The organism is Shewanella sp. VK101, assembly GCF_056497865.1.
Genome location: NZ_CM151402.1, coordinates 467,501 through 493,514, shown reverse-complemented (window position 1 = coordinate 493,514; position 26,014 = coordinate 467,501). Strand labels below are relative to the sequence as shown.

The window sequence follows — 26,014 nt, the reverse complement described above, 5'->3', positions numbered from 1 at the left end:
TTCTTTCATTCCGTTGGGGACTGCCAGCCCAACCTGCGATGCGCCAGCTCGAAAGTGCTTGTCTCGTAAGGTGGGCGCATTTTAACCCGTGTTTGACACTGATCACAATAAACAAAAGGCCGCCCCGAGGGGCAGCCTGTTGTGTTAGAGGATCATTGTACGAATATCGGACAAGATACCTGACAGAGTGACGCTGAAGCGCGCCGCCAGGGCCCCGTCGATCACCCGGTGATCATAAGACAGTGACAGTGGCAACATCAGCCTTGGCTCAAACTCTTTGCCGTTCCACTTGGGCTTGATCTCAGACTTGGACACCCCGAGAATCGCCACATCCGGATAGTTGACGATAGGCGTAAACGCGGTACCGCCGATACCACCCAGGCTGGAGATAGTGAAGCAGCTGCCTTGCATGTCGGCTGCCTTGAGCTTGCCGTCGCGGGCCTTGATCGAAATTTCGGTCAGCTCGCGGCTGAGCTCGATAATGCCTTTCTTGTCCACATCACGCACCACAGGCACAACCAAACCGTTTGGCGTATCGACCGCCACCCCGATGTGGAAGTACTTCTTGCGGATCAGCGATTCACCGTCCGGGCTCAGGCTGGAGTTGAATACCGGGAACTGCTGCAGCGTCTTGGCAACCGCCTTCATCATGAACACCAGCGGAGTGATCTTCACATTCAGCTTCTGCTTGGCAGCCAGTTCGTTCTGCTGCTTACGGAAAGCTTCCATCTCTGTGATATCAGCCTCATCGAACTGAGTCACATGGGGAATGGTCACCCAGTTGCGGTGCAGGTTAGGGCCGGAGATCTTCTGGATCCGAGTCAGTGGTACTTCTTCCACTTCACCGAACTTGCTGAAGTCCACCTTAGGTGCATCGATAACCTGCAGACCACTGCCGCCGCCGACTGAGGTCGCCGCCGTAGCCTTGGGCCGTGACAGCTCATATTTCACATAGGCCTGCACATCCTCTTTGAGGATACGGCCCTTGCGACCTGTACCTTTCACCTGAGTCAGGTCAACACCGAACTCTCGGGCCAGGCGACGTACCGCCGGAGAAGCGTGTACCGCACCTGTGTTAGGCTGGGCACCCGCACTCGGATGATGCGGCACAGGTGGACGACTCTGCGCTGCAGGCGCGGCCGCCGGAGCCGGAGCTGCTACCTCTGCCTGAGCAGGAGCTTCTGCCGGTGCAGCAACAGAAGCCACCGCGGCGCCTTGGGTCTCAACCGTGGCAATCACGCTGCCCTGAGACACCTTGTCACCCACTTTGACGGTCAGAGAAACCAGCTTGCCACCGAAGGGCGCCGGCACTTCCATGGTTGCCTTGTCGGTTTCCAGCGTGATCAGCCCTTGATCGGCACTGATCTCATCACCTACCGCCACCAGCACTTCGATAACGTCCACATCGGCAGCATCACCGATATCGGGAACGGCAATCTCTTTCACTTCAACTGTGGCAGGCGCAGCTGCCTGAGCGGCCGCTGGCTGTGCGGCTTCAGAAGCCGTTGCTTGTGGTGCTTGCGGTGCTTCGGCAGAGGCACCAACTTCCAGCAGCAATACCAAAGAGCCCTGGGAAACCTTATCGCCAACCTTCACTTTCAGTGACTTGACTGTACCCGCCTGAGGCGAAGGTACATCCATGGTCGCCTTATCGGTTTCCAGCGTGATCAACCCGGCATCGGCTTCGATAGCCTCACCTTCGCTCACCAGCACCTCAATAACATCGACATCTGCGGCATCGCCAATATCCGGCACTGTCACTTCGATGACCTGGCTGCCGCCGGCTGCAGGTGCGGCCGGCGCCGCCTGTGCTGGAGCGGGAGCCGCTGCCGGGGCAGGCGCAGCTTCAGCCTTGGGCGCTTCTGCAACAGGTGCAGCTTCTGCGCCTTCGGCAGCCATCAAGGCTATCAATGTGCCTTCAGACACGCTGTCGCCAACGGCCACTTTCAGCTCTTTGAGCACACCGGCGAATGGCGCAGGAATATCCATGGTCGCCTTGTCGCTTTCAACGGTAATAATGGAGTCTTCAGCCGCCAGGCTGTCACCCACATTGGCACAGATCTCAATAACCTGTACCTCGTCCCCGCCAATATCGGGAACCAGTACTTGTTTCATATCAGCCATTCTGCTTCCCCTCTTACGCGTGCTGTGGGTCGATCTTGTCGGCGTCGATGCCGTATTCGGCAATGGTCTTGGCCAGAACATCTACCGGCAGCTCGTTGCGATCCACCAGCGACTTGAGCGCAGCAACCACGATGAACTTGGCATCCACTTCGAAGTGGTGACGCAGGTTGGCACGGCTGTCAGAGCGACCGAAACCGTCGGTACCCAGCACCTTGTAGTCACAAGGCACGTAAGCGCGCAGCTGCTCGCCGTAGATCTTCATGTAATCGGTCGCGACAATGGCAGGCGCATCTTTGGCCAGCACTGTGCTCACATAAGGCACCTTGGCGGTTTCTGTTGGGTGCAGCATGTTCCAGCGCTCAACCGCCTGGCCATCACGCGCCAGTTCGTTGAAGCTGGTAACGCTGAACACATCTGTGCTGATACCGAAGTCTTTCGCCAGCGCCTGTGCCGCCTTGCGCACTTGCTCGAGGATAGTGCCGCAACCCATCAGCTGGACTTTGCCTTTGCCGGAACCGGCAACGCTTTCCAACTTGTAGATACCCTTGACTATGCCCTCTTCCACGCCTTGTGGCATTTCAGGCTGAACATAGTTCTCGTTCATTGTGGTCAGGTAGTAGAAGATATCTTCCTGATCTTCGCCATACATGCGGCGAATACCATCCTGAACGATAACGGCAATTTCATAACCATAGGTTGGGTCATAGCTGATGCAGTTAGGAATGGTGTTGGCCAAAATATGGCTGTGGCCATCCTGGTGCTGCAAGCCTTCGCCGTTCAGCGTAGTCCGGCCGGAAGTACCACCGACCAGGAAGCCACGGGCGCGCATGTCGCCGGCGGCCCAAGCCAGATCGCCGATCCGCTGGAAACCGAACATGGAGTAATAGATATAGAAAGGGATCATCGGCGTATCATTGACCGAGTAGCTGGTCGCAGCCGATACCCAAGAGGACATGGCGCCCAGTTCGTTAATCCCTTCCTGCAGTACCTGACCGGACTTGTCCTCACGATAGTAAGCAACCTGATCCGCATCCTGAGGCACATATTTCTGGCCTTCGTGAGCGTAAATACCCACTTGACGGAACAGGCCTTCCATACCAAAGGTACGGGCCTCATCCGGGATGATAGGTACTATCTTCTTACCTATGCCCTTGTCTTTCAGCAAGGCGGTCAATACCCGCACAAAGGCCATGGTAGAAGAGATCTCACGGCCATTGGAGCCTTTGAGAATCGCATCGAAAATCTTCAGTGAAGGCACTTGCAGCTCTTCGCTGAACTTCTGCCGACGGGCAGGCAGATAACCCATCAGGGCCTCACGGCGTTCCTTGAGGTATTTGACCTCCTCGGAATCCGGTCCCGGATGGTAGAAGGGGATCTCTTCCAGCTTGTCATCAGGGATTGGAATGTTGAAGCGGTCACGGAAGTGACGAATGGCTTCAATATCCATCTTCTTGACGTTGTGGGCAATGTTCTTGCCTTCACCGGCATCACCCAGACCATAACCTTTCACTGTCTTGGCCAGGATTACGGTTGGGCGACCCTTGGTCTTCTTGGCTTTATCGAGCGCGGCGTAAATTTTTACCGGATCGTGGCCACCGCGGTTCAGGCGCCAGATGTCATCGTCTGACATGTTGGCTACCATCTCGGCAGTTTCAGGATACTTACCGAAGAAGTGTTCACGGGTCCAGGCTCCGCCTTTGGCTTTACAGTTCTGGTATTCACCGTCAACAGTTTCGTTCATCAGTTGCAGCAGCTTGCCGCTGGTGTCACTGGCCAACAATGGATCCCAGTAACGCCCCCAGATAACCTTGACCACTTCCCAACCGGCGCCGCGGAATTCACCTTCCAGCTCCTGGATGATCTTACCGTTACCGCGTACAGGGCCGTCGAGACGCTGCAGGTTACAGTTAACGATAAACACCAGGTTATCCAGCTCTTCACGAGCGGCCAAACCGATGGCACCCAGCGCTTCCGGCTCATCACACTCGCCGTCGCCCAGGAAGCAATATACGGTTTGCTCGGAGCAATCCTTGATGCCACGGTCAGTCAGGTACTTAAGGAAGCGCGCCTGATAAATCGCCTGGATAGGGCCCAGACCCATGGAAACCGTAGGGAACTGCCAGTAATCAGGCATCAGCTTGGGATGCGGATAGGAGGACAGGCCTTTGCCATCCACTTCCTGACGGAAGTTGGCCAGCTGTTCTTCGCTCAGACGACCTTCGAGGAAAGAACGGGCATAGATGCCGGGGGCGATGTGACCCTGGAAGTAAACCAGGTCGCCGCCGTCTTTCTCGTTGGGAGCACGGAAGAAGTGGTTAAAGCACACATCATAGATAGTGGCACTGGATGAGAAACTGGAAATATGACCACCAAGCTCCAGATCTTTCTTGGAACCACGCAGTACCATAGCCAACGCGTTCCAACGCACAATGGCGCGAATGCGACGTTCCATCTCCTGATTGCCCGGCATATGAGGTTCTTGCCCGGCAGGAATGGTATTCAGGTAAGCAGTAGTGGCAGTGTAAGGCAGGTGAGTACCGTTACGGCGAGCCTTATCGATCAGCTTTTCCAACAGGTAATGAGCACGTTCGGGACCTTCCTGCTCCAATACGGCCTGCAGGGATTCTACCCATTCCTGTGTCTCTAACGGATCCAAGTCTTGTAGCATATTTTCAGACATGACACTGTCCTTCTATACATTGTATTAATAGTGATTACGACGTCCTAAGGTGGGCACTGGGCCGCCCCTGGGCTACACGCCGCTCTTCAAACGGCGCAAGCTACGCTGCAACCGGCTATCTTCTTCCCGTACCGACAACATGACTTCCTCGATATAACTCAAGTGGTCATTGGACGCTTCACGCGCGGCTTCGGGATCGCGGCGAATAATAGCGGCCAGCAAAGCCCGCCTATGTTTATTCGCCATGGATGAAGCTTCTTCACGACGACTCAGAAGCTCCAGGTTTTGCGCCACATTTTGATGCAGCACAGGAGTTAAACTCAGTACCAGATGCAACATGGCAACATTGTGTGATGCCTCGGCCACAGCCCGGTAAAAATGCACAATGGCAGCGGCTTGCGCTTCGATACCCTCGGCGTCTTCCACTTCCTGGATCATCCGCTTGATATTCTGCATATCGGCGTCTGTTCCGCGCAGGGCGGCAAAATAGGCCATCATGCCTTCGGTGGCATGACGGAACTCCAGCAAGTCGTATTGACTCTCCGGATCACCCTGCATAAGTTCGACTATGGGATCGGCAAGACTCTGCCATAACTGTTCTTTGACGTAGGTACCGCCGCCCTGACGGCGCAGCAGTAATCCTTTGGCTTCCAGCTTTTGAATCGCTTCCCGCAGTGAGGGGCGGGATACTTCAAATTGCAACGCCAACTCGCGCTCAGGAGGTAACTTCTGACCCGGCTGTAGGCTGCCTTCAAGGATCATCTGTTCCAACTGATTCATGATGACGTCAGAAATCTTTGGCTGACTGATTTTGCTATAAGCCATCTGGCCCTCAGCTCCTATTGTAAATTGGTCTTACCAATTTCTACGAGTGAGCGCACTTTATCAAATCACACTTTTAAAGTCCAGTTAGTGATCTGCATCAAGTCAACTCACGATGTGTGAGCATAGCCTATATTTTTTCTTCTGGGGTCAGACCAATTAACAAGCCTCAACCTGCCTATTCCTTCACCGCAGCTCAACCTAAGAAAGCTGCAACAAACTCACCTTCCCTGCAGCGGTTAACCCATCGAAGCGCCCAAGCCGGTTCAGCGCTTGCTTAACTGACCAGACCAAAGATGGTCAACAGCGACAAAATAGTGATCAGCAAGGTCGAGTTGCGCTTACTGAGAGCCAGCAGTGCCAAGGTAGATTGTACTGAAACCGGCACATCTTCATCTTCCGGCAGGGTTTCGGCGGCCAGGGCCACTTCTGTCACTATTTCTCTCGGCTTAGAGTCCAGACTCAATGCCAGTTGGCACCAACGGGGAAAAGCATTGCTGAAATGGCCGCACAGCACATAGCCAAAACCTATTATCCGTGCCGGCAACCAGTCAAGCCAATACAGCAGGGTATGTACCACGGGCCACTCTTTGCCCAGGCGCTGACGCCTTTCATCAAAAAAACGCACGCTGCAATAAAACACGGCACCCACAGGACCAAACAAGATAAGGAACAGCGCCACGGCGCCATAATAACGATAGTTGAGCCAGGCTACGCTCTGCCCCACCCGGCTGCCCAGTTCACGCTCGCTGACCGCATCCAGGCACTCACTGCAATCCAGCTCACCGGCAAAATGAAAACTGGCCTGCACATCACCACGGCAGGCAGCCTGCACATAACGCTTAAACAGGCGTCTTTGATACTGATGGGAAAAACACACTACCGCCAGCGCCACCCACAACAGCAGCGAAGGCAAACCCCAGAACCATCCATTCACTACCCATAGTGCCACTGCTACTGTCACGGCAGGCAATAGCAGCGCCAGTATCATACCGCCCACAGTACCCAACTGGCTGTCGGTAAACATCTGCTTTTGATACCAGCGCAGCCCACTGTCCAACTGCCAGCGGGCAGGCAACAGCTTCAAACGTTCAACAATAATTGCGACCAACAGGGAAAACAGTGCCATCTTTTCTTCTCCTTGCTATCTTGAGGCCTGCGGCCATAACAGAGCTACACCAGTCACAACGCCTGTAAATATCTTTGCCAATCAAATCCCGGGCCTGGGTCTGTCTTGCGCCCCGGCGCGATATCGCTATGACCCACTATTCTCTCTTTGGTGATATCCGGGTAAGCCTGCTGCAAACTCTGGGTCAGGGTAATAAGTTTATGATACTGCTCTTCGGTAAAGCCGGAATCATCTGTGCCCTCCAGCTCTATACCAACGGCAAAATCATTGCAGCCGCTGCGACCTTCAAAGTTCGATACCCCGGCGTGCCAGGCGCGCTGATCCACAGAAACAAATTGGCGCAACTCGCCATCACGGCGAATCAGAAAATGTGCCGAAACTTCCAGTCCTTTCAGCCCGGCGAAACTGGCATCGGCCTCAGTGTCCAGAGTACCCAAAAATAGCTGCTCTATATAAGGCAAACCAAAGCGGCCGGCCGGCAGACTGATATTATGGATCACCAAAAGGCTCACCTCGCCATCGGGCCTGTGATTAAAGTGAGGTGAAGGGCTGGGCTCAGCCTCTTTATACCAGCCTTCAACCCATAGCTTATGCGCCAAATGCTCACTCTCCTGACTCTGATAACCATACATACAGCAGCGCCTTGGCTGTAGTCACATTGGCTCAAAATAACTTCGAGCCTAGCCAGGGCCAATTGTGCCTCCAACACAATACCAGCAGCGCCCCTTATTATGCTAATCTAGCGGCATAAATTTCCCCAATAATCCCGAGTCAATCAAGGACGCGCATCATGCTCGAAAATGATATCAGGGTCAGTGTCAAAGCGGCACTGGACGAAGACCTTGGCCACCAGAAGGCCTCCGAGGGCGATATCACCGCCCTGTTGATCCCCGAAGATAAACACGCCGAAGCCACCCTTATTACCCGCGAAGAAGGTGTCTTTTGCGGTAAGGCCTGGGCCGAGCAGGTATTCAATCAGCTCGGAGGTGAAGTGGCGCTGCACTGGCATGTGGATGATGGCGACCTTGTGCTGCCCAATCAGCTGCTGTGTGAACTCTCCGGCCCGGCGCGCCTGTTGCTCACCGGCGAGCGCACCATGATGAACTTTATTCAAACCCTCTCAGGGGTAGCCAGCCTGACCAAAGTCTACTGCGACAAGCTGGTCGGCACCCAGTGCCGCTTGCTCGATACCCGCAAGACGCTTCCCGGCCTGCGCACGGCGCAGAAATATGCCGTCACCTGCGGCGGCGGCAAAAACCACCGTATCGGTTTGTTCGATGCCTTCCTGATCAAAGAAAATCATATTATGGCCTGTGGCAGTATCGCCAATGCCATCTCCGCAGCCCGTGAGCTACGCCCCGAAAAACCTGTGGAAGTGGAAGTAGAGAATCTGGAAGAACTGGCTCAGGCACTGGAAGCCGGCGCCGACATAGTCATGTTGGACAACTTCGATGTCACCATGATGCTGCAGGCAGTTGAGCTCAATAACGGTTTCAAGGCCAAAGGGCTTGGCGCCAAACTCGAAGTCTCCGGTGATGTCACGCTGGAAACCATAGCGGCTTTCGCCCAAACCGGAGTCGACTATATCTCGGTCGGAGCTCTGACCAAGCATGTGCGAGCCATGGATCTCTCCATGCGCCTCAAGGGCTGATAACCTCTTTTAGGCATGCCCTGATATCTATGGGTATGCCTTTCCAGTCTGGGCCCAACGGATAGCGGTTAAACCTGCAGCTGAAGCAAGCCGTGGCAAAGTACTTGGCGCCAATCGATAAGTTCCAAGAAGTCGTACCAAGCTGTACTTTGCCAGACAGGCCCCCTCATAATCGACAAAACACCACCATATTCAAATAGCTAGAACAGCTATTCAGCAATATGTCAGTAAGCATCAGTCAATGATGCTCTCAATCAGCAGCTTGGCCAGTCCTGATACCGGTTGCAAACAGGTAAATGCTTGCTCACAACCCACCCAATCCCCAAGAAACAAAATTGCAACAATTGTATTTAAGCAAATGATAAAATTACCTGTTTTTTTGACAACGCCACTTCCCTGACACTTAATTCAGTAACTGTCAAAATACTGTTGCCGGTAAAACTTGGTGATCAGTAACATTTTTGATTTTTTTCCGAAATTTACGCTGCTTTTTACCGATTGTGGATTCCATTTTCAGTAACTTTATACTAACTTTTATGGCAGGCGAGATGGCCGTTGTTGGCCAACCTCACCGACAAGGTAACCACCCAAACTGATATTTGTTTATGGCATATCACAGTTACAACTGTAAAATACATGCTTTGAGTAAATACTCAGTTCCTTGAGGTGCGGTTTGCCGGAACGACATACGATAAACTTAAATGGTTTTGCTGAACTGATTGAGTCTGATCCAACACGCTCTGGGGCATAAGCCACCGGAGCTGGAATCGCCAGCAACGCAACTGAGCAGGTTTCAGGCTGGTAGGAATAAGAGTAACAGGGACTAAGTTACCGATTCGCTCAAGACGGCAACGATGGAGAAAGCAAATGAAAGGTATCAAACTTAACAAACGCGTTCAGGGTTTCACCCTGATCGAACTGATGATCGTAGTAGCCATTATCGGTATTCTCGCGGCAATCGCACTGCCTGCTTACCAGGATTACACAAAGAAATCACGATTTGCAGAAGTTAATACTGCTGTTGATGGCATGAAAACAGCTGTGACAGTATGTTTCCATGATCTTGGGACATTGACAGGCTGTTCAGCAGGAAGCAATGGTGTTCCAACTGCCCCTGCCGCTACAGATAATTTGGCCTCTATAACTGTCGTTGACGGGTTAATTACTGGAACTGGTACAGCTGCAGCTGGAGGTTACACCAACGTCATAACAGTAACTGATACTAACGGCGTGTTAACGTTTCCTCAGTCTGGCACATGTAAAGCTGCGAATTTCTGCAAATAAGTAAGTTATAGTACCCTGACAGCTCTAGACTAGAGAGTTAGGGTAAAACCGTTAAGTGCACTGAGATGCCAACAACAGGACTTCACTTAGGACTTTCGACTCTGTTTGTCAGAAAAGGGCTACTCGATGAGAGTAGCCTGTCGGATGCCATTAAACAGTCGCAAAAGAACAAACAAGCTCTGGTCACCACTCTGGTGACCAGTCAACTTTTATCCGCCCGTACCATCGCCGAACTCTGCTACGAAGAGTATGGCACCCCACTGCTGGATCTCAATGAGTTTGATTTAAGCAGTATTCCGGAAGAGTTTCTCAACAAAAAACTTATCGAAAAACATAGGTGCCTGCCGTTATTTAAGCGTGGCAACCGCCTCTATATCGCCACCTCAGATCCCACCAATATCGCTGCACTTGAGGATTTTCAGTTCAGCGCCGGCCTCCATGCTGAAGCAATACTGGTAGAGGAGGATAAGCTCAGTAAAGCGCTGGAAAAAGTGCTTGAAGAAGACCTGAGTTCGCTGGAACTGGATGGTCTCGATGAGGAGTCCCTCGCAGGTATCGAGGTCACCGACACCGACAAACGTCAACAGGAAGAGAATGAAGGCAAGGATGACGCCCCCATAGTCATCTATATCAATAAGATTTTGACCGATGCCATCCGCAAGGGCGCATCAGATCTGCATTTCGAGCCCTACGAGAAGCGCTACCGCATTCGCTTTCGTATCGATGGCATCCTCCACGAGGTGTCCGAACCACCGATTTCTCTCTCGGGCCGTATATCGGCCCGCTTGAAAGTAATGTCCAAATTGGATATCGCCGAGCGCCGGGTACCTCAGGATGGCCGCATCAAGATGAGGCTGTCGCGTAACAAGAGTATCGATTTCCGGGTAAGTACCCTGCCCACCCTTTGGGGTGAAAAGATAGTGATGCGGATCCTCGACTCCTCTTCGGCGCAATTAGGCATCGAAAAACTCGGCTATGAGGAAGACCAAAAACAAGCCTATCTGGAAATGCTGGCAAGACCCCAGGGGATGATCTTGGTAACAGGCCCTACCGGCTCAGGGAAAACCGTATCCCTTTATACTGGCCTCAATATCCTCAATACCGAAGAGCGCAATATCAGCACCGCCGAAGACCCGGTAGAGATCAATCTGGAAGGGGTCAACCAGGTACATATCAACCCCAAGGCAGGGTTAACCTTCGCCTCGGCGCTGCGCTCCTTTTTGCGTCAGGACCCGGATGTGGTGATGGTGGGGGAAATCCGCGACCTGGAAACCGCCGAAATCGCCATCAAGGCGGCGCAAACCGGCCACTTGGTACTCTCAACCCTGCATACCAACTCATCGGCCGAGACTCTCACCCGCCTGCTCAACATGGGCGTCCCAGGTTACAACATTGCCAGTTCAGTCAATCTGATTATTGCCCAGCGTCTGGCCCGCCGCCTTTGCCCCGAATGCCGCCAACCGGAAGATATCCCCGAGCATGAACTGCTGCAACTGGGCTTCACTCAGCAGCAGATAAACGCAGGCTTTACCCCTTACAAGCCCTGTGGCTGCGATCTCTGCTCCGGTGGCTATAAGGGCCGGGTCGGTATCTATGAGGTAATGAAGATGTCCGATGAAATCGCCAGAACCATTATGGAGGGCGGTAATTCGCTGCAGATTGCCACCACCGCCAAACAGCAGGGGATGCGCGATCTGCGCCTTTCCGGCCTTTTAAAGGTGATTCAAGGCGTCACCAGTATCGCCGAGATAAATCGGGTCACCAGCTATTGATTGGCTCATTAGGTTAGGCCTATTGGATATCCGAAGCGATATTACTCTGGGACTAGCCAAATAGATAACTGCCAGAGAGCCAGTGAATAAGCATTCGCCTGTGACTCTGACTAAAATTAACTGCAGGCGAGCAAATAAGCATATTGCAAGGAAATACTATGGCAACCGCAACGGCGACAGCTAAAAACAATAAAGCCAAGAATAAAGGCGCCAAGCCCCAGCCCAAGATCCACACCTTTACCTGGAAGGGGCAGAATCGTGACGGCAAACTCAGCTCCGGCGAACTGCGTGGTACCAGCATCACAGAGATAAAAAACCTGCTTAAGAGCCAGGGCATCAATCCCAAGACGGTACGTAAAAAATCCGCTTCTCTTTTCGGTGGTGATAAAAAAATCAAACCGATGGATATCGCGGTGATCACCCGTCAGATAGCTACTATGCTGGCTGCCGGCGTACCGCTGGTCACTTCTATCGAGCTGATCGCTCGCGGCCATGAGAAAAACAGAGTGCGGGTGCTGCTTGGCACTGTATTGGCCGATGTCCAGGCCGGTATTCCACTCTCCGACGCCCTCCGCCCTCACAGAGTCTATTTTGACGACCTCTATGTCGACTTGGTGGCCGCCGGTGAACATTCAGGCTCCTTGGACGCCGTATTCGACCGTATCGCCACATACCGGGAAAAAGCTGAAGCCCTTAAGTCAAAAATTAAAAAGGCTATGTTCTACCCTGCCGCTGTAGTAGTGGTTGCTATAGCAGTTACTGTGCTGTTGCTTTTGTTTGTAGTACCTCAATTCGAAAGTATATTTGCCGGCTTTGGCGCCGAGTTGCCTGCCTTTACCCAGTTAATTGTCAATATCAGCCGCGGCCTTCAGAGTACCTGGTATCTATTTCTAGCAGCCATAGTTATCAGTGTTTGGCTGTTTGTCCGTGCCCATCGTAACTCAGAACACTTTCGTAACCGTATCGATGAAATGGTACTGAAGATCCCTTTAATTGGTGAAATTCTCCATAAAGCTGCCATGGCCCGTTTTGCCCGCACCTTGGCCACCACTTTTGCCGCCGGGGTGCCGCTGATTGATGGCTTGGAGTCTGCCGCCGGCGCCTCCGGCAACTATGTCTACCGCAAGGCGCTGTTGAATGTGCGTACCGAAGTGATGGCCGGAATGCAGATGAACGTGGCCATGCGCACTACCAAGCTTTTTCCCGACATGCTGATCCAGATGGTGATGATAGGTGAAGAGTCAGGCTCATTGGATAATATGCTCAACAAGATTGCCAATATCTACGAGATGCAGGTAGACGATGCCGTAGATGGGCTCTCCAGCCTAATAGAACCTATTATGATGGTAGTTATCGGCACCCTGGTTGGTGGCCTTATCGTCGGCATGTACCTGCCTATCTTCCAGATGGGTAACGTGGTAGGTTAAGGCTGGCTATTCGCCGAAATGTAATAACAAAAACTAGTACTTAGATAATAATTTTTTAGGGCAGCTTAATATCGCATGTCAGAATTTATTGCCGTATTGAGCCACAACCAGTGGCTCTTTCTTGTTCTCTGCTTTTTGTTTGCTTCTGTAATAGGCAGCTTTCTCAATGTGGTGATCCACCGCCTGCCGGTAATGATGAAGCGCGAATGGCAGCAGGAATGCAATCAATACCTGCAGGAATATCAACCCGAATTCGCCAAACAGCTGGGTGAAGCCAAGCTTAATGCACCAATAGATAACTATCCGGCCAAATACAATCTGATACTGCCGAAGTCTGCCTGCCCCAAGTGTGGCGCCCATATCAAACCCTGGCACAACCTCCCCATAATCGGCTATTTGTTGCTTGGCGGTAAATGCGCCTCCTGCAACACAGCTATTTCAGCGAGATACCCGATATTTGAGCTGCTGACCGCCCTGCTTATCAGTACTCTCGGGTGGTATTTTGGCCCGACACTGCAGTTTGTTTACGCCACTATTCTCACCTTTGGATTGATAGCCCTCAGCGGGATAGATTTGGATGAAATGCTGCTGCCGGATCAGATTACCCTGCCGCTACTGTGGCTTGGTTTACTGGTTAATATCTCGGGCACCTTTACTAATCTGACCGATGCCACCATAGGGGCCGCTGCCGGCTATTTAAGCCTCTGGTCGGTCTACTGGCTATTTAAACTGCTCACCGGCAAGGAAGGCATGGGCTATGGCGATTTCAAGCTGATGGCATTGTTTGGTGCCTGGCTTGGCTGGCAGATGTTACCTCTAATTATTCTGCTCTCTTCTCTGGTCGGTGCCCTAGTAGGCGTTTTACTTATTCTGTTCAAGAACCTTAATCGGGGTAACCCTATCCCCTTTGGCCCTTATATTGCTATCGCTGGTTGGGTCGCTTTGGTGTGGGGACAACAGATTGTCGACTGGTATTTGGGAACACTCTAAATGGCCGAATTTATTGTAGGGCTCACCGGCGGTATCGGCAGCGGCAAAACTACGGTCGCCAATCTGTTTGCCGAGCAGGGAATCGTCCTGGTCGATGCCGATATCATTGCCAGGGAGGTGGTCGCCAAAGACTCAGATGGCCTCAGACAAATTGGCGATAAATTTGGCCCTCAGATGCTGACTCCTGAAGGCAATCTAAATAGAGCGGCGCTGAGGGAACAGATATTTCATCATCCGGAAGACAGGGAATGGCTCAATGCCCTGTTGCATCCCATGATACGTTCTCGCATGTTGGCACAGGTTAAGGCGGCAAACTCCCCTTATGTCATCATGGTGGTGCCTCTGCTTTTTGAGAATGGCCTGGATAAACTGGTGAATCGCACTCTGGTGGTAGATATTTCACCAAAATTACAGTTACAGCGAACTATTGAGCGGGACAAGGTGTCTAAGGAACAGGTTCAAAACATTATCAATAGCCAGAGCGACCGCAATAGCCGACTCAACAAGGCTGATGATGTGATTGACAATCAGGGAGAAATCACCGCGCTACAAGCTCAAGTACTGGCGCTGCATAATAAATACTTACAGCTGGCAGATCCTATACACCCATGAACACGACAGAACTGATATTCGAACAGCCGTTAAATGAAAAGATCCGCAGCTATTTGCGTCTGGAATATCTCGCCCGTCAATTGGACAATAACCTCCAGCAAGATCATCAACATAGATGCTTCTACCCACTATTCTCCCTCTGTGAACTCACCGAACGCTGTGATTACCGCAGCGAAGTCATCAAAGATATCGACCGCCAATTAATCCAACTGCAAAGCTGGCAACAGCAGGACGATGTAGACCAGCAGCAACTCCAGTACTATCTCGAGCAATTCTCCCACGCCAGAGAAGAACTGCAACGTCCACAGCGCCCCGGCAGTCAGCTTAAGCAAGACAGATTCATATCGGCGCTCAGACAAAGATTCAGCATGCCTGGTGCTTGCTGTAACTTCGATCTGCCACAACTGCACTTTTGGCTGGCCAAGCCTTGGGAAGAACGCTGTCAGGAGTACCTCCAATGGACCAGTCACTTCAGCAGCCTACTACAGCCCATCAGTCTGCTGTTGCAACTTACCCGTATGAGCTGTGAATATCGTGATGCTGTAGCCCATGCCGGCTTTTACCAAGGCGACAGCCAACAAAGCTTGTCGCTGGTCAGAGTCAAGCTGGATGCAGAGCAAGGCTGCTACCCCACCATTAGTGGTCACAGAAACCGCTTTGCCATTCATTTTGTACAGTTCGAACAACAAAAGCATTCCGACAAAACCGTCAAATTCCTACTGGCGACCTGCGGCTAAACTCTTTACCATGGGCGCCATCAGTTAGCCCAAGAGACACAAAAATGCCTATCACTGTTAAGTGCCCCACCTGTCAAAAAGAGGTGGAATGGGCCCCCGAATCCAAATTCAAGCCCTTCTGTAGCGAGCGCTGTAAACTCATCGATCTCGGTGATTGGGCCTCGGAAAAACATGCCATCCCGGTCAAGCCAGAGTTTGATGAACAACTGCTGGATGAACTGGGCTACGATGAAGGTAATTTCTTCAAGGATCAGTAATGACAAAAAGAGTACATGTAGCGGTCGGTATCATTAAATCCGGCGAGCAGATCCTATTGGCCAAGCGTCATGGGCATCTGCACCAGGGAGGAAAATGGGAATTTCCAGGAGGTAAAGTCGAAACCGGCGAAACAGTCACCCAAGCTTTAGCCAGAGAACTGGCAGAAGAAGTCGGGCTCAACATAGCCGCCTCTACCCCTTTTATGCTGTTGTCTTATGACTATCCAGATAAGCAGGTGTTACTGGATATTCACCTGGTCACTGAATTCAGTGGTAATGCCTATGGCGTAGAAGGACAGGAAGTCGAATGGGTGCACTTAAATAAACTCCAGGAATATACTTTCCCGGATGCCAACCGACCGATTCTTGATAAAATCCTTACAGAGTTTTCAAACTAACCCCTAAGCCAGCCGCCTAAGCTGGCTTTCTTGTTATCCCTATCTTTCAGATTCAGATATCCCAAATCCCCCCAACAGTGGTCATCGTTGATGGTGCAGGCTGGCATACTATGGATACGGCAATACCTTTCTCAAGTCTCACTTTGATTAAGCTACCCACCTATTCCCCAGAGCTGAACCCGATGGAGCAAGTTTGGCAATGGCTCAGACAACACTGTCTTTCCAACCGAGTATTCGATTGCTACGAGCAAATTGTTGAGCAAGTATCCCGAGCCTGGAATACCTTCATTGAGGATACTGGTCGGGTGAAATCTCTGTGCTTCAGAGACTGGATGAATCTGACCAAACAAACGGGTCGAGCCATTCTCAATATCTCCACAGCACCATCTCACATGGGGGCGAAAGACATCTGCTCATCAAGCACAGCTTGATAGATGGCTGTAGCGCGAAGCAGCTTGGCTGCGAGCTGAGGGGCCCGCACTGCGTAAGCAGCTTTGGGCTGCATGTTAAGTCGTTCTCGCTGGTAGCGAGACAAACAGAAAAGCCCTAGCATTCAGCTAGGGCTTTTTGTTTGTTAGGCGTCTGGCGATGGCCAGCTTCGAGCAAGCTCTCCGCGTTCGTCTGTCGCATCAAACTGAGTTTGATAAACGCGACAACCTCACCCTACTCCACATGGAATTGTGCCTTACTGCGTTCGGACTCTTTATCTTCCCCATGTGAGAGTGGACACGTCAAAATGCAATTAAAACGAAAAATCCCCAACACAAAGTGCTGGGGATTTTTCATTTTATTAGGCGTCTGGCGATGACCTACTCTCACATGGGGAGACCCCACACTACCATCGGCGCGATTGCGTTTCACTTCTGAGTTCGGGATGGGATCAGGTGGGACCACAATGCTATTGTCACCAGACATATTTGAGAATTTGGAAAGCTGTTGCTTTGAAATATGGTGGTCGCTACTGGGATCGAACCAGTGACCCCCTCCTTGTAAGGGAGGTGCTCTCCCGGCTGAGCTAAGCGACCGGTATTCTTGGCTGTGCTCTTTTCAGAGCCTGAGTTCAAACTTCAATCAAGTATCGACTTCTTCAAGTCCGTAAAACCCATCTGGGTTGTATGGTTAAGCCTCTCGAGTCATTAGTACAGGTTAGCTCAACGCCTCGCAACGCTTACACACCCTGCCTATCAACGTCCTGGTCTCGAACGGCTCTTCAGAGGGCTCCAGGCCCTAGGGATGACTCATCTTGGGGCTCGCTTCCCGCTTAGATGCTTTCAGCGGTTATCGATTCCGAACGTAGCTACCGGGCAATGCCATTGGCATGACAACCCGAACACCAGCGGTTCGTCCACTCCGGTCCTCTCGTACTAGGAGCAGCTCCCCTCAATCATCCAACGCCCACGGCAGATAGGGACCGAACTGTCTCACGACGTTCTGAACCCAGCTCGCGTACCACTTTAAATGGCGAACAGCCATACCCTTGGGACCGACTTCAGCCCCAGGATGTGATGAGCCGACATCGAGGTGCCAAACACCGCCGTCGATATGAACTCTTGGGCGGTATCAGCCTGTTATCCCCGGAGTACCTTTTATCCGTTGAGCGATGGCCCTTCCATTCAGAACCACCGGATCACTATGACCTGCTTTCGCACCTGCTCGACGTGTCTGTCTCGCAGTTAAGCTGGCTTATGCCATTACACTAACCGTACGATGTCCGACCGTACTTAGCCAACCTTCGTGCTCCTCCGTTACTCTTTGGGAGGAGACCGCCCCAGTCAAACTACCCACCAGGCACTGTCCCTAACCCCGATTAGGGGCCCAGGTTAGAACATCAACACTACAAGGGTGGTATTTCAAGGTTGACTCCAACAAGACTGGCGTCTCATCTTCATAGTCTCCCACCTATCCTACACATGTAGGGTCAATGTTCAGTGCCAAGCTATAGTAAAGGTTCACGGGGTCTTTCCGTCTAGCCGCGGGTATACGGCATCTTCACCGCAATTTCAACTTCACTGAGTCTCGGCTGGAGACAGCGTGGCCATCATTACGCCATTCGTGCAGGTCGGAACTTACCCGACAAGGAATTTCGCTACCTTAGGACCGTTATAGTTACGGCCGCCGTTTACCGGGGCTTCGATCATGAGCTTCTCCGAAGATAACCCAATCAATTAACCTTCCGGCACCGGGCAGGCGTCACACCGTATACGTCATCTTGCGATTTTGCACAGTGCTGTGTTTTTGATAAACAGTTGCAGCCACCTGGTATCTGCGACTCCCGTCAGCTCAGAGAGCAAGTCTCATCACCAACAGGAGCGTACCTTCTCCCGAAGTTACGGTACCATTTTGCCTAGTTCCTTCAGCCGAGTTCTCTCAAGCGCCTTGGTATTCTCTACCCGACCACCTGTGTCGGTTTGGGGTACGATTCCTGCTAACCTGAAGCTTAGAAGATTTTCCTGGAAGCATGGCATCAACCACTTCATCCCCTTAGGGACTCGTCGTCAGCTCTCAGTGTATGTGTGCCCGGATTTGCCTAAGCACACCACCTACTACCTTAAACGCGGACTACCAACGCCGCGCCGGCCTAGCCTTCTCCGTCTCTCCATCGCAGTTAGCAGAAGTACGGGAATATTAACCCGTTTCCCATCGACTACGCCTTTCAGCCTCGCCTTAGGGGTCGACTCACCCTGCCCCGATTAACGTTGGACAGGAACCCTTGGTCTTTCGGCGAGGGGGTTTTTCACCCCCTTTATCGTTACTCATGTCAGCATTCGCACTTCTGATACCTCCAGCGTGGGTTACCCCTTCGCCTTCAACGGCTTACAGAACGCTCCTCTACCGCACTGATGCAAGCATCAGTACCCGTAGCTTCGGTGAATTGCTTAGCCCCGTTACATCTTCCGCGCAGGCCGACTCGACTAGTGAGCTATTACGCTTTCTTTAAATGATGGCTGCTTCTAAGCCAACATCCTAGCTGTCTAAGCCTTCCCACATCGTTTCCCACTTAGCAATTACTTTGGGACCTTAGCTGACGGTCTGGGTTGTTTCCCTTTTGACGACGGACGTTAGCACCCGCCGTCTGTCTCCCGGATAGCACTCTTTGGTATTCGGAGTTTGCAAAGGGTTGGTAAGTCGGGATGACCCCCTAGCCTTAACAGTGCTCTACCCCCAAAGGTGTTCGTCCGAGGCGCTACCTAAATAGCTTTCGAGGAGAACCAGATATCTCCCGGTTTGATTGGCCTTTCACCCCCAGCCACAAGTCATCCGCTAATTTTTCAACATTAGTCGGTTCGGTCCTCCAGTTGATGTTACTCAACCTTCAACCTGCCCATGGCTAGATCACCGGGTTTCGGGTCTACACCTAGCAACTAAACGCGCAGTTAACACTCGGTTTCCCTACGGCTCCGCTATTCGCTTAACCTCGCTACTAAATGTAAGTCGCTGACCCATTATACAAAAGGTACGCAGTCACGGTCTCAAGAACCGCTTCCACTGCTTGTACGTATACGGTTTCAGGTTCTATTTCACTCCCCTCACAGGGGTTCTTTTCGCCTTTCCCTCACGGTACTGGTTCACTATCGGTCAGTCAGGAGTATTTAGCCTTGGAGGATGGTCCCCCCATATTCAGACAACATATCACGTGTGCCGCCTTACTCGATTTCATCTCTGGTTAGTTTACGTGTACGGGGCTATCACCCTGTGCCGCTGTGCTTTCCAACACATTCCACTAACACCCCAAAGACTTAAGGGCTAATCCCCGTTCGCTCGCCGCTACTTGGGGAATCTCGGTTGATTTCTTTTCCTAAGGGTACTTAGATGTTTCAGTTCCCCTCGTTCGCCTCACTAAGCTATGTATTCACTTAGTGATGACAGCTTATGCTGCCGGGTTTCCCCATTCGGACATCGCTGGCTCAAATGCTTGTTACTAGCTCACCAACGCTTTTCGCAAGTTACTACGTCCTTCATCGCCTCTGACTGCCAAGGCATCCACCGTATACGCTTGGTCGCTTAACCATACAACCCGGATGAGTTTTCATCTCGCTTGTCAGTACTCATGTTGTCGTTATTGTGCTTTTCATTCGTCAGTCATGTAGCGCTGCTACACTCCTTCCTCACTCAAATCACCGCTTAGACACCATGTCGCCTGACTGCGCTACCTTATCGGTAACATAGCGGAAAACACGGGTTGTATTGCAACCAGCTTAGGTTTACTTGTCTCACCTCCGGGTTAAGGAAGTGGACTCGCCTTGAAGAATTTCCAAAACACTTGATTGAAGTGTTTGAGAACTCAATTTGTATGCATCAATTCCTACTCCTAAGAGTGGTCTTGATGTCTACTATCAGCTTTCCAAATTGTTAAAGAACTCATTGACCTACCAGGGTCAACGGCCTGCTCTATGAACAAGCAATCTGTGTGAACACTCAAAAGGTACACGGATGTACCGAATGTCGAAAATGCAGGAGCAGTTTTCGACCAAGCACCAATTATCGCTTAGGTAAGGAGGTGATCCAGCCCCAGGTTCCCCTAGGGCTACCTTGTTACGACTTCACCCCAGTCATGAACCACACCGTGGTAAACGCCCTCCCGAAGGTTAAGCTATCTACTTCTGGTGCAGCCCACTCCCATGGTGTGACGGGCGGTGTGTACAAGGCCCGGGAACGTATTCACCGTGGCATTCTGATCCACGATTACTAGCGATTCCGACTTCATGGAGTCGAGTTGCAGACTCCAATCCGGACTACGACCAGCTTTATGGGATTAGCTCCACCTCGCGGCTTCGCAACCCTCTGTACTGACCATTGTAGCACGTGTGTAGCCCTACTCGTAAGGGCCATGATGACTTGACGTCGTCCCCACCTTCCTCCGGTTTATCACCGGCAGTCTCCCTAAAGTTCCCGGCATTACCCGCTGGCAAGTAAGGATAGGGGTTGCGCTCGTTGCGGGACTTAACCCAACATTTCACAACACGAGCTGACGACAGCCATGCAGCACCTGTCTCACAGTTCCCGAAGGCACTGAGGTATCTCTACCAGATTCTGTGGATGTCAAGAGTAGGTAAGGTTCTTCGCGTTGCATCGAATTAAACCACATGCTCCACCGCTTGTGCGGGCCCCCGTCAATTCATTTGAGTTTTAACCTTGCGGCCGTACTCCCCAGGCGGTCTACTTAATGCGTTAGCTTGAGAGCCCAGTGTTCAAGACACCAAACTCCGAGTAGACATCGTTTACGGCGTGGACTACCAGGGTATCTAATCCTGTTTGCTCCCCACGCTTTCGTGCCTGAGCGTCAGTCTTTGTCCAGGGGGCCGCCTTCGCCACCGGTATTCCTCCAGATCTCTACGCATTTCACCGCTACACCTGGAATTCTACCCCCCTCTACAAGACTCTAGTTTGCCAGTTCGAAATGCGGTTCCCAGGTTGAGCCCGGGGCTTTCACATCTCGCTTAACAAACCGCCTGCGCACGCTTTACGCCCAGTAATTCCGATTAACGCTCGCACCCTCCGTATTACCGCGGCTGCTGGCACGGAGTTAGCCGGTGCTTCTTCTGCGAGTAACGTCACAGATGTAAGGTATTAACTTACACCCTTTCCTCCTCGCTGAAAGTGCTTTACAACCCGAAGGCCTTCTTCACACACGCGGCATGGCTGCATCAGGGTTTCCCCCATTGTGCAATATTCCCCACTGCTGCCTCCCGTAGGAGTCTGGGCCGTGTCTCAGTCCCAGTGTGGCTGATCATCCTCTCAGACCAGCTAGGGATCGTCGCCTAGGTGAGCCTTTACCTCACCTACTAGCTAATCCCACCTGGGCTTATCCATCAGCGCAAGGCCCGAAGGTCCCCTGCTTTCCCCCGTAGGGCGTATGCGGTATTAGCAGTCGTTTCCAACTGTTATCCCCCACAAATGGGCAAATTCCCAGGCATTACTCACCCGTCCGCCGCTCGTCATCTTCAAAAGCAAGCTTTTGAAATGTTACCGCTCGACTTGCATGTGTTAGGCCTGCCGCCAGCGTTCAATCTGAGCCATGATCAAACTCTTCAATTAAAGTTTTGGTTGAACCCGAAGGTTCTGCTCAATGAATTCTGTTCGTATGAACACTCTTCATCGAGTTAAATCGTTTTGTCGATTTCTCAATGCCTGTGAGTGTCCACACAGATTTGCTTGTTTATCTTGTTAAAGAGCAATCCCTTAGGCGCTGCGGCCATCGGGTCAGGGCTGCGTATTCTACGCTTTCCTGCTGCGGCGTCAAGAGGTAATTACCATCTTTTTTTCGCCTGTCGTTGAAAGGACTCGAGAGCCGTTTTTCTTCGACCCTGTCACGTCGTTCGCGTTGCCGCTGTGCCGTGTCAGTGGGAGCGCATTATAGGGAGCCAAAACTTTTGTGCAAGGGCTTTTTAAAAGAAAAACTCAATTTATTGGTCGACTGTAGAAACCCCGTTCAACTACACAGCTTACCTACCAATTAACCACAGACTTATCCACAAACCTATTTGTATAAACAATTCTGGTAGTCGTACTTAGGGGAAAGATTCAACTCATGCATTACACCTTATTAGTCATGAAACCAGTCAGAAATAATCGAGATTCTGCATAATTACTAAAATGTTTTCTCATCCAGTACAGGGTTGTGCCCAAGTTCATAGCCTCGAAGCCAGAATCCCAAACTTTAGCTGCGCGGCTCATCGACTCTGAATACCCGACATGTTCATACAGCCGATGATAAATAACTGCGCCTACTGACAAACCACATTGCTCTGCTTGCAGCCTGGGGAAACTTAGAGCATTGGTGAATAGCTAGAGATAAACGATTAATGCCTACCACTCTGCAAAGGCAAACTAAAAGGATATTCATTAGCTCAGTTGCGGCGACTGCATTTATCAAGAATACGCACGGACAACTATGTCATTAACAGCCCTGCTCGGTGTGAGTCGCACCAGTGTTAATGCTTGGGTCGCAAATTACCTGGCTGATGGACGCGATGGTTTGCTTGATAAACCTAAATCCGGACGACCCAATCAACTCTCTCCTCATCAATTAGAGCAACTTAAAAAGTTTATCGAGAAGAATGCTATCAAGCAGGACGGTGGACGCTTAATAGCTGAAGATATCAGAGTTTATATCTGTAACGACCTGCATGTGAGCTATAGCTTGGCCAATGTGTACCGCTTACTCCATGCGCTTGATTTCAGTCTCATCCCGGGTCATCTTCCACTGAGCGTGTGGATGTGTGGTTCCAAGACGAAGCCAGATTTGGTCAACAAAACCAAACGACAAGACTTTGGGCAAAACGGGGTAGCCGTCTCCGTGTCGTCGAACAGCAGCAATTTGATTATGGGTATCTGTTTGGGGCAGTGTGCCCAAGTAGCGGTAAAACGGAAGCATTGATTACGCCCTTGGTCAACAAAGATGCCATGATGCTTCACCTTGAATTGATATCGTTGGCAACCGAGAGCGACCGGCATGCAGTGGTCATCGTTGATGGCGCAGGCTGGCATACTATGGATACGGCAATACCTTTCTAAAATCTCACTTTGATTATACCCGCCTATTCTCCAGAGCTGAACCCGATGGAGCAAGTTTGGCAATGGCTCAGACAACACTGTCTTTCCAACCGAGTATTCGATTGCACGAGCAAATTGTTGACCAAGTATCCCGAGCCTGGAATACCTTCATTGAGGATACCGGTCGGGTTAAATCTTTGTGCTTCAGAGACTGGATGAATCTAACAAGATAATTAATCAAATTGGCATTAGCCGTCTGGCGATGGCCAGCTTCGAGCAAGCTCACTGCGTTCGGACTCTTTATCTTCCCCATGTGAGAGTGGACATTTCAAAATGCAATTAAAACGAAAAATCCCCAACACAAAGTGCTGGGGATCCATCGTTTATTAGGCGTCTGGCGATGACCTACTCTCACATGGGGAGACCCCACACTACCATCGGCGCGATTGCGTTTCACTTCTGAGTTCGGGATGGGATCAGGTGGGACCACAATGCTATTGTCACCAGACAAATTTTGTTGCTGCTATTTAGTGCCTAGCAGCTGAATATGGTGCTGATACCCAGAATCGAACTGGGGACCTCATCCTTACCAAGGATGCGCTCTACCGACTGAGCCATATCAGCGAATTCAACTTTGATTTCACTTTATCTAAAGTAAAAATCAGAAATTTGGCGTCTGGCGATGACCTACTCTCACATGGGGAGACCCCACACTACCATCGGCGCGATTGCGTTTCACTTCTGAGTTCGGGATGGGATCAGGTGGGACCACAATGCTATTGTCACCAGACATATTCTTACTGGTTAATTGTCCGTCTGACGGTATTGTTTCCTCGCTACGCTGCTCATGTACTTCAGTACACTGCGCGGTTCGCTCGTCACGGCTTTGTCAGCCAAACAATTACCTGCGTCATTAACCTTTATTCTTCAATTCAGAAAGCTGTGCTCTTCTTCAGAGCCTGAGTTCAAACTTCAATCAAGTATCGACTTCTTCAAGTCCGTAAAACCCATCTGGGTTGTATGGTTAAGCCTCTCGAGTCATTAGTACAGGTTAGCTCAACGCCTCGCAACGCTTACACACCCTGCCTATCAACGTCCTGGTCTCGAACGGCTCTTCAGAGGGCTCCAGGCCCTAGGGATGACTCATCTTGGGGCTCGCTTCCCGCTTAGATGCTTTCAGCGGTTATCGATTCCGAACGTAGCTACCGGGCAATGCCATTGGCATGACAACCCGAACACCAGCGGTTCGTCCACTCCGGTCCTCTCGTACTAGGAGCAGCTCCCCTCAATCATCCAACGCCCACGGCAGATAGGGACCGAACTGTCTCACGACGTTCTGAACCCAGCTCGCGTACCACTTTAAATGGCGAACAGCCATACCCTTGGGACCGACTTCAGCCCCAGGATGTGATGAGCCGACATCGAGGTGCCAAACACCGCCGTCGATATGAACTCTTGGGCGGTATCAGCCTGTTATCCCCGGAGTACCTTTTATCCGTTGAGCGATGGCCCTTCCATTCAGAACCACCGGATCACTATGACCTGCTTTCGCACCTGCTCGACGTGTCTGTCTCGCAGTTAAGCTGGCTTATGCCATTACACTAACCGTACGATGTCCGACCGTACTTAGCCAACCTTCGTGCTCCTCCGTTACTCTTTGGGAGGAGACCGCCCCAGTCAAACTACCCACCAGGCACTGTCCCTAACCCCGATTAGGGGCCCAGGTTAGAACATCAACACTACAAGGGTGGTATTTCAAGGTTGACTCCAACAAGACTGGCGTCTCATCTTCATAGTCTCCCACCTATCCTACACATGTAGGGTCAATGTTCAGTGCCAAGCTATAGTAAAGGTTCACGGGGTCTTTCCGTCTAGCCGCGGGTATACGGCATCTTCACCGCAATTTCAACTTCACTGAGTCTCGGCTGGAGACAGCGTGGCCATCATTACGCCATTCGTGCAGGTCGGAACTTACCCGACAAGGAATTTCGCTACCTTAGGACCGTTATAGTTACGGCCGCCGTTTACCGGGGCTTCGATCATGAGCTTCTCCGAAGATAACCCAATCAATTAACCTTCCGGCACCGGGCAGGCGTCACACCGTATACGTCATCTTGCGATTTTGCACAGTGCTGTGTTTTTGATAAACAGTTGCAGCCACCTGGTATCTGCGACTCCCGTCAGCTCAGAGAGCAAGTCTCATCACCAACAGGAGCGTACCTTCTCCCGAAGTTACGGTACCATTTTGCCTAGTTCCTTCAGCCGAGTTCTCTCAAGCGCCTTGGTATTCTCTACCCGACCACCTGTGTCGGTTTGGGGTACGATTCCTGCTAACCTGAAGCTTAGAAGATTTTCCTGGAAGCATGGCATCAACCACTTCATCCCCTTAGGGACTCGTCGTCAGCTCTCAGTGTATGTGTGCCCGGATTTGCCTAAGCACACCACCTACTACCTTAAACGCGGACTACCAACGCCGCGCCGGCCTAGCCTTCTCCGTCTCTCCATCGCAGTTAGCAGAAGTACGGGAATATTAACCCGTTTCCCATCGACTACGCCTTTCAGCCTCGCCTTAGGGGTCGACTCACCCTGCCCCGATTAACGTTGGACAGGAACCCTTGGTCTTTCGGCGAGGGGGTT

At 51.5% G+C, this 26,014-nt stretch carries 15 protein-coding genes, 2 tRNA genes, 6 rRNA genes and 2 pseudogenes (1 of these 25 only partly in view); 12 read left to right on the top strand and 13 right to left on the bottom strand.

The features are described from left to right. Positions 1-144: 144 nt before the first annotated feature. The 5 genes from aceF to ampD all read right to left on the bottom strand — a co-directional run bounded on the left by aceF (position 145) and on the right by ampD (position 7,387). The gene (aceF, locus tag ACSHSR_RS02310) at positions 145-2,124 is read right to left on the bottom strand and encodes a dihydrolipoyllysine-residue acetyltransferase (RefSeq protein WP_208135280.1); all 1,980 of its coding nucleotides are present in this window, start codon (positions 2,122-2,124) and stop codon (positions 145-147) included. A gap of 13 nt (positions 2,125-2,137) precedes the next feature. After that, on the bottom strand, positions 2,138-4,804 hold the full coding sequence (gene aceE / locus ACSHSR_RS02305) for a pyruvate dehydrogenase (acetyl-transferring), homodimeric type (RefSeq protein ID WP_475623891.1): 2,667 nt from the start codon (positions 4,802-4,804) through the stop codon (positions 2,138-2,140). A gap of 72 nt (positions 4,805-4,876) precedes the next feature. Then, positions 4,877-5,629 carry a pyruvate dehydrogenase complex transcriptional repressor PdhR gene (gene pdhR / locus ACSHSR_RS02300; RefSeq protein WP_475623890.1) on the bottom strand — a complete coding sequence of 251 codons (753 nt, stop codon included), beginning with the start codon at positions 5,627-5,629 and terminating at the stop codon, positions 4,877-4,879. Between the two features lie 274 nt (positions 5,630-5,903). Beyond that, the gene (gene ampE, locus ACSHSR_RS02295) at positions 5,904-6,755 is read right to left on the bottom strand and encodes a beta-lactamase regulator AmpE (RefSeq protein WP_025012050.1); all 852 of its coding nucleotides are present in this window, start codon (positions 6,753-6,755) and stop codon (positions 5,904-5,906) included. Between the two features lie 53 nt (positions 6,756-6,808). Continuing rightward, positions 6,809-7,387: a 1,6-anhydro-N-acetylmuramyl-L-alanine amidase AmpD gene (ampD, locus tag ACSHSR_RS02290; RefSeq protein WP_186265262.1), complete on the bottom strand. Its 579-nt coding sequence runs from the start codon at positions 7,385-7,387 to the stop codon at positions 6,809-6,811. A gap of 158 nt (positions 7,388-7,545) precedes the next feature. Here ampD and nadC point away from each other — a divergent pair, with 158 nt between their 5' ends. From nadC to ACSHSR_RS02240, 10 genes and pseudogenes are all read left to right on the top strand, one after another. Further along, positions 7,546-8,406 (top strand): carboxylating nicotinate-nucleotide diphosphorylase, encoded by an 861-nt coding sequence (nadC, locus tag ACSHSR_RS02285; RefSeq protein ID WP_025012052.1) that lies wholly within the window; start codon positions 7,546-7,548, stop codon positions 8,404-8,406. Between the two features lie 867 nt (positions 8,407-9,273). Next, positions 9,274-9,690: a pilin gene (locus ACSHSR_RS02280; protein ID WP_208192727.1), complete on the top strand. Its 417-nt coding sequence runs from the start codon at positions 9,274-9,276 to the stop codon at positions 9,688-9,690. Positions 9,691-9,755: 65 nt separating this feature from the next. After that, positions 9,756-11,462 (top strand): type IV-A pilus assembly ATPase PilB, encoded by a 1,707-nt coding sequence (gene pilB / locus ACSHSR_RS02275; protein WP_335922355.1) that lies wholly within the window; start codon positions 9,756-9,758, stop codon positions 11,460-11,462. A gap of 158 nt (positions 11,463-11,620) precedes the next feature. Next, positions 11,621-12,889 carry a type II secretion system F family protein gene (locus ACSHSR_RS02270; protein WP_208192725.1) on the top strand — a complete coding sequence of 423 codons (1,269 nt, stop codon included), beginning with the start codon at positions 11,621-11,623 and terminating at the stop codon, positions 12,887-12,889. Positions 12,890-12,964: 75 nt separating this feature from the next. Next, positions 12,965-13,879 carry a prepilin peptidase gene (locus tag ACSHSR_RS02265; RefSeq protein WP_144164451.1) on the top strand — a complete coding sequence of 305 codons (915 nt, stop codon included), beginning with the start codon at positions 12,965-12,967 and terminating at the stop codon, positions 13,877-13,879. Then, positions 13,880-14,491: a dephospho-CoA kinase gene (gene coaE, locus ACSHSR_RS02260; RefSeq protein WP_025012056.1), complete on the top strand. Its 612-nt coding sequence runs from the start codon at positions 13,880-13,882 to the stop codon at positions 14,489-14,491. It abuts the gene before it with no gap. Beyond that, positions 14,488-15,228: a cell division protein ZapD gene (gene zapD / locus ACSHSR_RS02255; RefSeq protein ID WP_028779562.1), complete on the top strand. Its 741-nt coding sequence runs from the start codon at positions 14,488-14,490 to the stop codon at positions 15,226-15,228. The genes coaE and zapD overlap by 4 nt, the downstream gene beginning before the upstream one ends. Before the next feature lie 44 nt (positions 15,229-15,272). Further along, the gene (yacG, locus tag ACSHSR_RS02250) at positions 15,273-15,485 is read left to right on the top strand and encodes a DNA gyrase inhibitor YacG (RefSeq protein WP_025886789.1); all 213 of its coding nucleotides are present in this window, start codon (positions 15,273-15,275) and stop codon (positions 15,483-15,485) included. Then, positions 15,485-15,883, top strand: a complete 399-nt coding sequence (mutT, locus tag ACSHSR_RS02245; protein WP_335899326.1) for an 8-oxo-dGTP diphosphatase MutT — start codon at positions 15,485-15,487, stop codon at positions 15,881-15,883. The genes yacG and mutT overlap by 1 nt, the downstream gene beginning before the upstream one ends. Before the next feature lie 77 nt (positions 15,884-15,960). Beyond that, positions 15,961-16,227 (top strand): annotated as a pseudogene (locus tag ACSHSR_RS02240) (transposase); the annotation flags it as partial. Positions 16,228-16,679: 452 nt separating this feature from the next. Here ACSHSR_RS02240 and rrf (ACSHSR_RS02235) read toward each other — a convergent pair. The 4 genes from rrf (ACSHSR_RS02235) to ACSHSR_RS02220 form a co-directional block, all read right to left on the bottom strand. After that, a 5S ribosomal RNA gene (gene rrf / locus ACSHSR_RS02235) occupies positions 16,680-16,795 on the bottom strand. Positions 16,796-16,832: 37 nt separating this feature from the next. Then, positions 16,833-16,908 (bottom strand) — tRNA-Val (locus ACSHSR_RS02230). A gap of 90 nt (positions 16,909-16,998) precedes the next feature. Further along, positions 16,999-19,891, bottom strand: a 23S ribosomal RNA gene (locus ACSHSR_RS02225). 483 nt (positions 19,892-20,374) lie between these two features. Next, positions 20,375-21,919, bottom strand: a 16S ribosomal RNA gene (locus ACSHSR_RS02220). Positions 21,920-22,775: 856 nt separating this feature from the next. Between ACSHSR_RS02220 and ACSHSR_RS02215 the strand changes: the two genes are divergently transcribed. Both ACSHSR_RS02215 and ACSHSR_RS02210 read left to right on the top strand, forming a co-directional pair. Continuing rightward, on the top strand, positions 22,776-23,261 hold the full coding sequence (locus tag ACSHSR_RS02215; protein ID WP_123115555.1) for a helix-turn-helix domain-containing protein: 486 nt from the start codon (positions 22,776-22,778) through the stop codon (positions 23,259-23,261). Then, a pseudogene (locus tag ACSHSR_RS02210) lies at positions 23,159-23,596 on the top strand (transposase); the annotation flags it as partial. The gene ACSHSR_RS02215 and the pseudogene ACSHSR_RS02210, both read left to right, overlap by 103 nt. A 173-nt stretch (positions 23,597-23,769) precedes the next feature. Here ACSHSR_RS02210 and rrf (ACSHSR_RS02205) read toward each other — a convergent pair. The 4 genes from rrf (ACSHSR_RS02205) to ACSHSR_RS02190 form a co-directional block, all read right to left on the bottom strand. Then, positions 23,770-23,885, bottom strand: a 5S ribosomal RNA gene (rrf, locus tag ACSHSR_RS02205). A gap of 40 nt (positions 23,886-23,925) precedes the next feature. Continuing rightward, positions 23,926-24,001 (bottom strand) — tRNA-Thr (locus ACSHSR_RS02200). A gap of 50 nt (positions 24,002-24,051) precedes the next feature. Continuing rightward, a 5S ribosomal RNA gene (rrf, locus tag ACSHSR_RS02195) occupies positions 24,052-24,167 on the bottom strand. Between the two features lie 230 nt (positions 24,168-24,397). Next, positions 24,398-26,014: ribosomal RNA gene (locus ACSHSR_RS02190) — 23S ribosomal RNA — on the bottom strand (it continues 1,276 nt past the right edge of the window). Together the 16S, 23S and 5S rRNA genes with 2 tRNA genes alongside form the textbook arrangement of a ribosomal RNA operon.

What these genes read in the sequence shown, in the direction of transcription:
- aceF (WP_208135280.1), bottom strand. Translation starts at nt 2,124, where the DNA reads ATGGCTGATATGAAACAAGTACTGGTTCCCGATATTGGCGGGGACGAG.
- aceE (WP_475623891.1), bottom strand. Translation starts at nt 4,804, where the DNA reads ATGTCTGAAAATATGCTACAAGACTTGGATCCGTTAGAGACACAGGAA.
- pdhR (WP_475623890.1), bottom strand. Translation starts at nt 5,629, where the DNA reads ATGGCTTATAGCAAAATCAGTCAGCCAAAGATTTCTGACGTCATCATG.
- ampE (WP_025012050.1), bottom strand. Translation starts at nt 6,755, where the DNA reads ATGGCACTGTTTTCCCTGTTGGTCGCAATTATTGTTGAACGTTTGAAG.
- ampD (WP_186265262.1), bottom strand. Translation starts at nt 7,387, where the DNA reads ATGTATGGTTATCAGAGTCAGGAGAGTGAGCATTTGGCGCATAAGCTA.
- nadC (WP_025012052.1), top strand. Translation starts at nt 7,546, where the DNA reads ATGCTCGAAAATGATATCAGGGTCAGTGTCAAAGCGGCACTGGACGAA.
- ACSHSR_RS02280 (WP_208192727.1), top strand. Translation starts at nt 9,274, where the DNA reads ATGAAAGGTATCAAACTTAACAAACGCGTTCAGGGTTTCACCCTGATC.
- pilB (WP_335922355.1), top strand. Translation starts at nt 9,756, where the DNA reads ATGCCAACAACAGGACTTCACTTAGGACTTTCGACTCTGTTTGTCAGA.
- ACSHSR_RS02270 (WP_208192725.1), top strand. Translation starts at nt 11,621, where the DNA reads ATGGCAACCGCAACGGCGACAGCTAAAAACAATAAAGCCAAGAATAAA.
- ACSHSR_RS02265 (WP_144164451.1), top strand. Translation starts at nt 12,965, where the DNA reads ATGTCAGAATTTATTGCCGTATTGAGCCACAACCAGTGGCTCTTTCTT.
- coaE (WP_025012056.1), top strand. Translation starts at nt 13,880, where the DNA reads ATGGCCGAATTTATTGTAGGGCTCACCGGCGGTATCGGCAGCGGCAAA.
- zapD (WP_028779562.1), top strand. Translation starts at nt 14,488, where the DNA reads ATGAACACGACAGAACTGATATTCGAACAGCCGTTAAATGAAAAGATC.
- yacG (WP_025886789.1), top strand. Translation starts at nt 15,273, where the DNA reads ATGCCTATCACTGTTAAGTGCCCCACCTGTCAAAAAGAGGTGGAATGG.
- mutT (WP_335899326.1), top strand. Translation starts at nt 15,485, where the DNA reads ATGACAAAAAGAGTACATGTAGCGGTCGGTATCATTAAATCCGGCGAG.
- ACSHSR_RS02215 (WP_123115555.1), top strand. Translation starts at nt 22,776, where the DNA reads ATGTCATTAACAGCCCTGCTCGGTGTGAGTCGCACCAGTGTTAATGCT.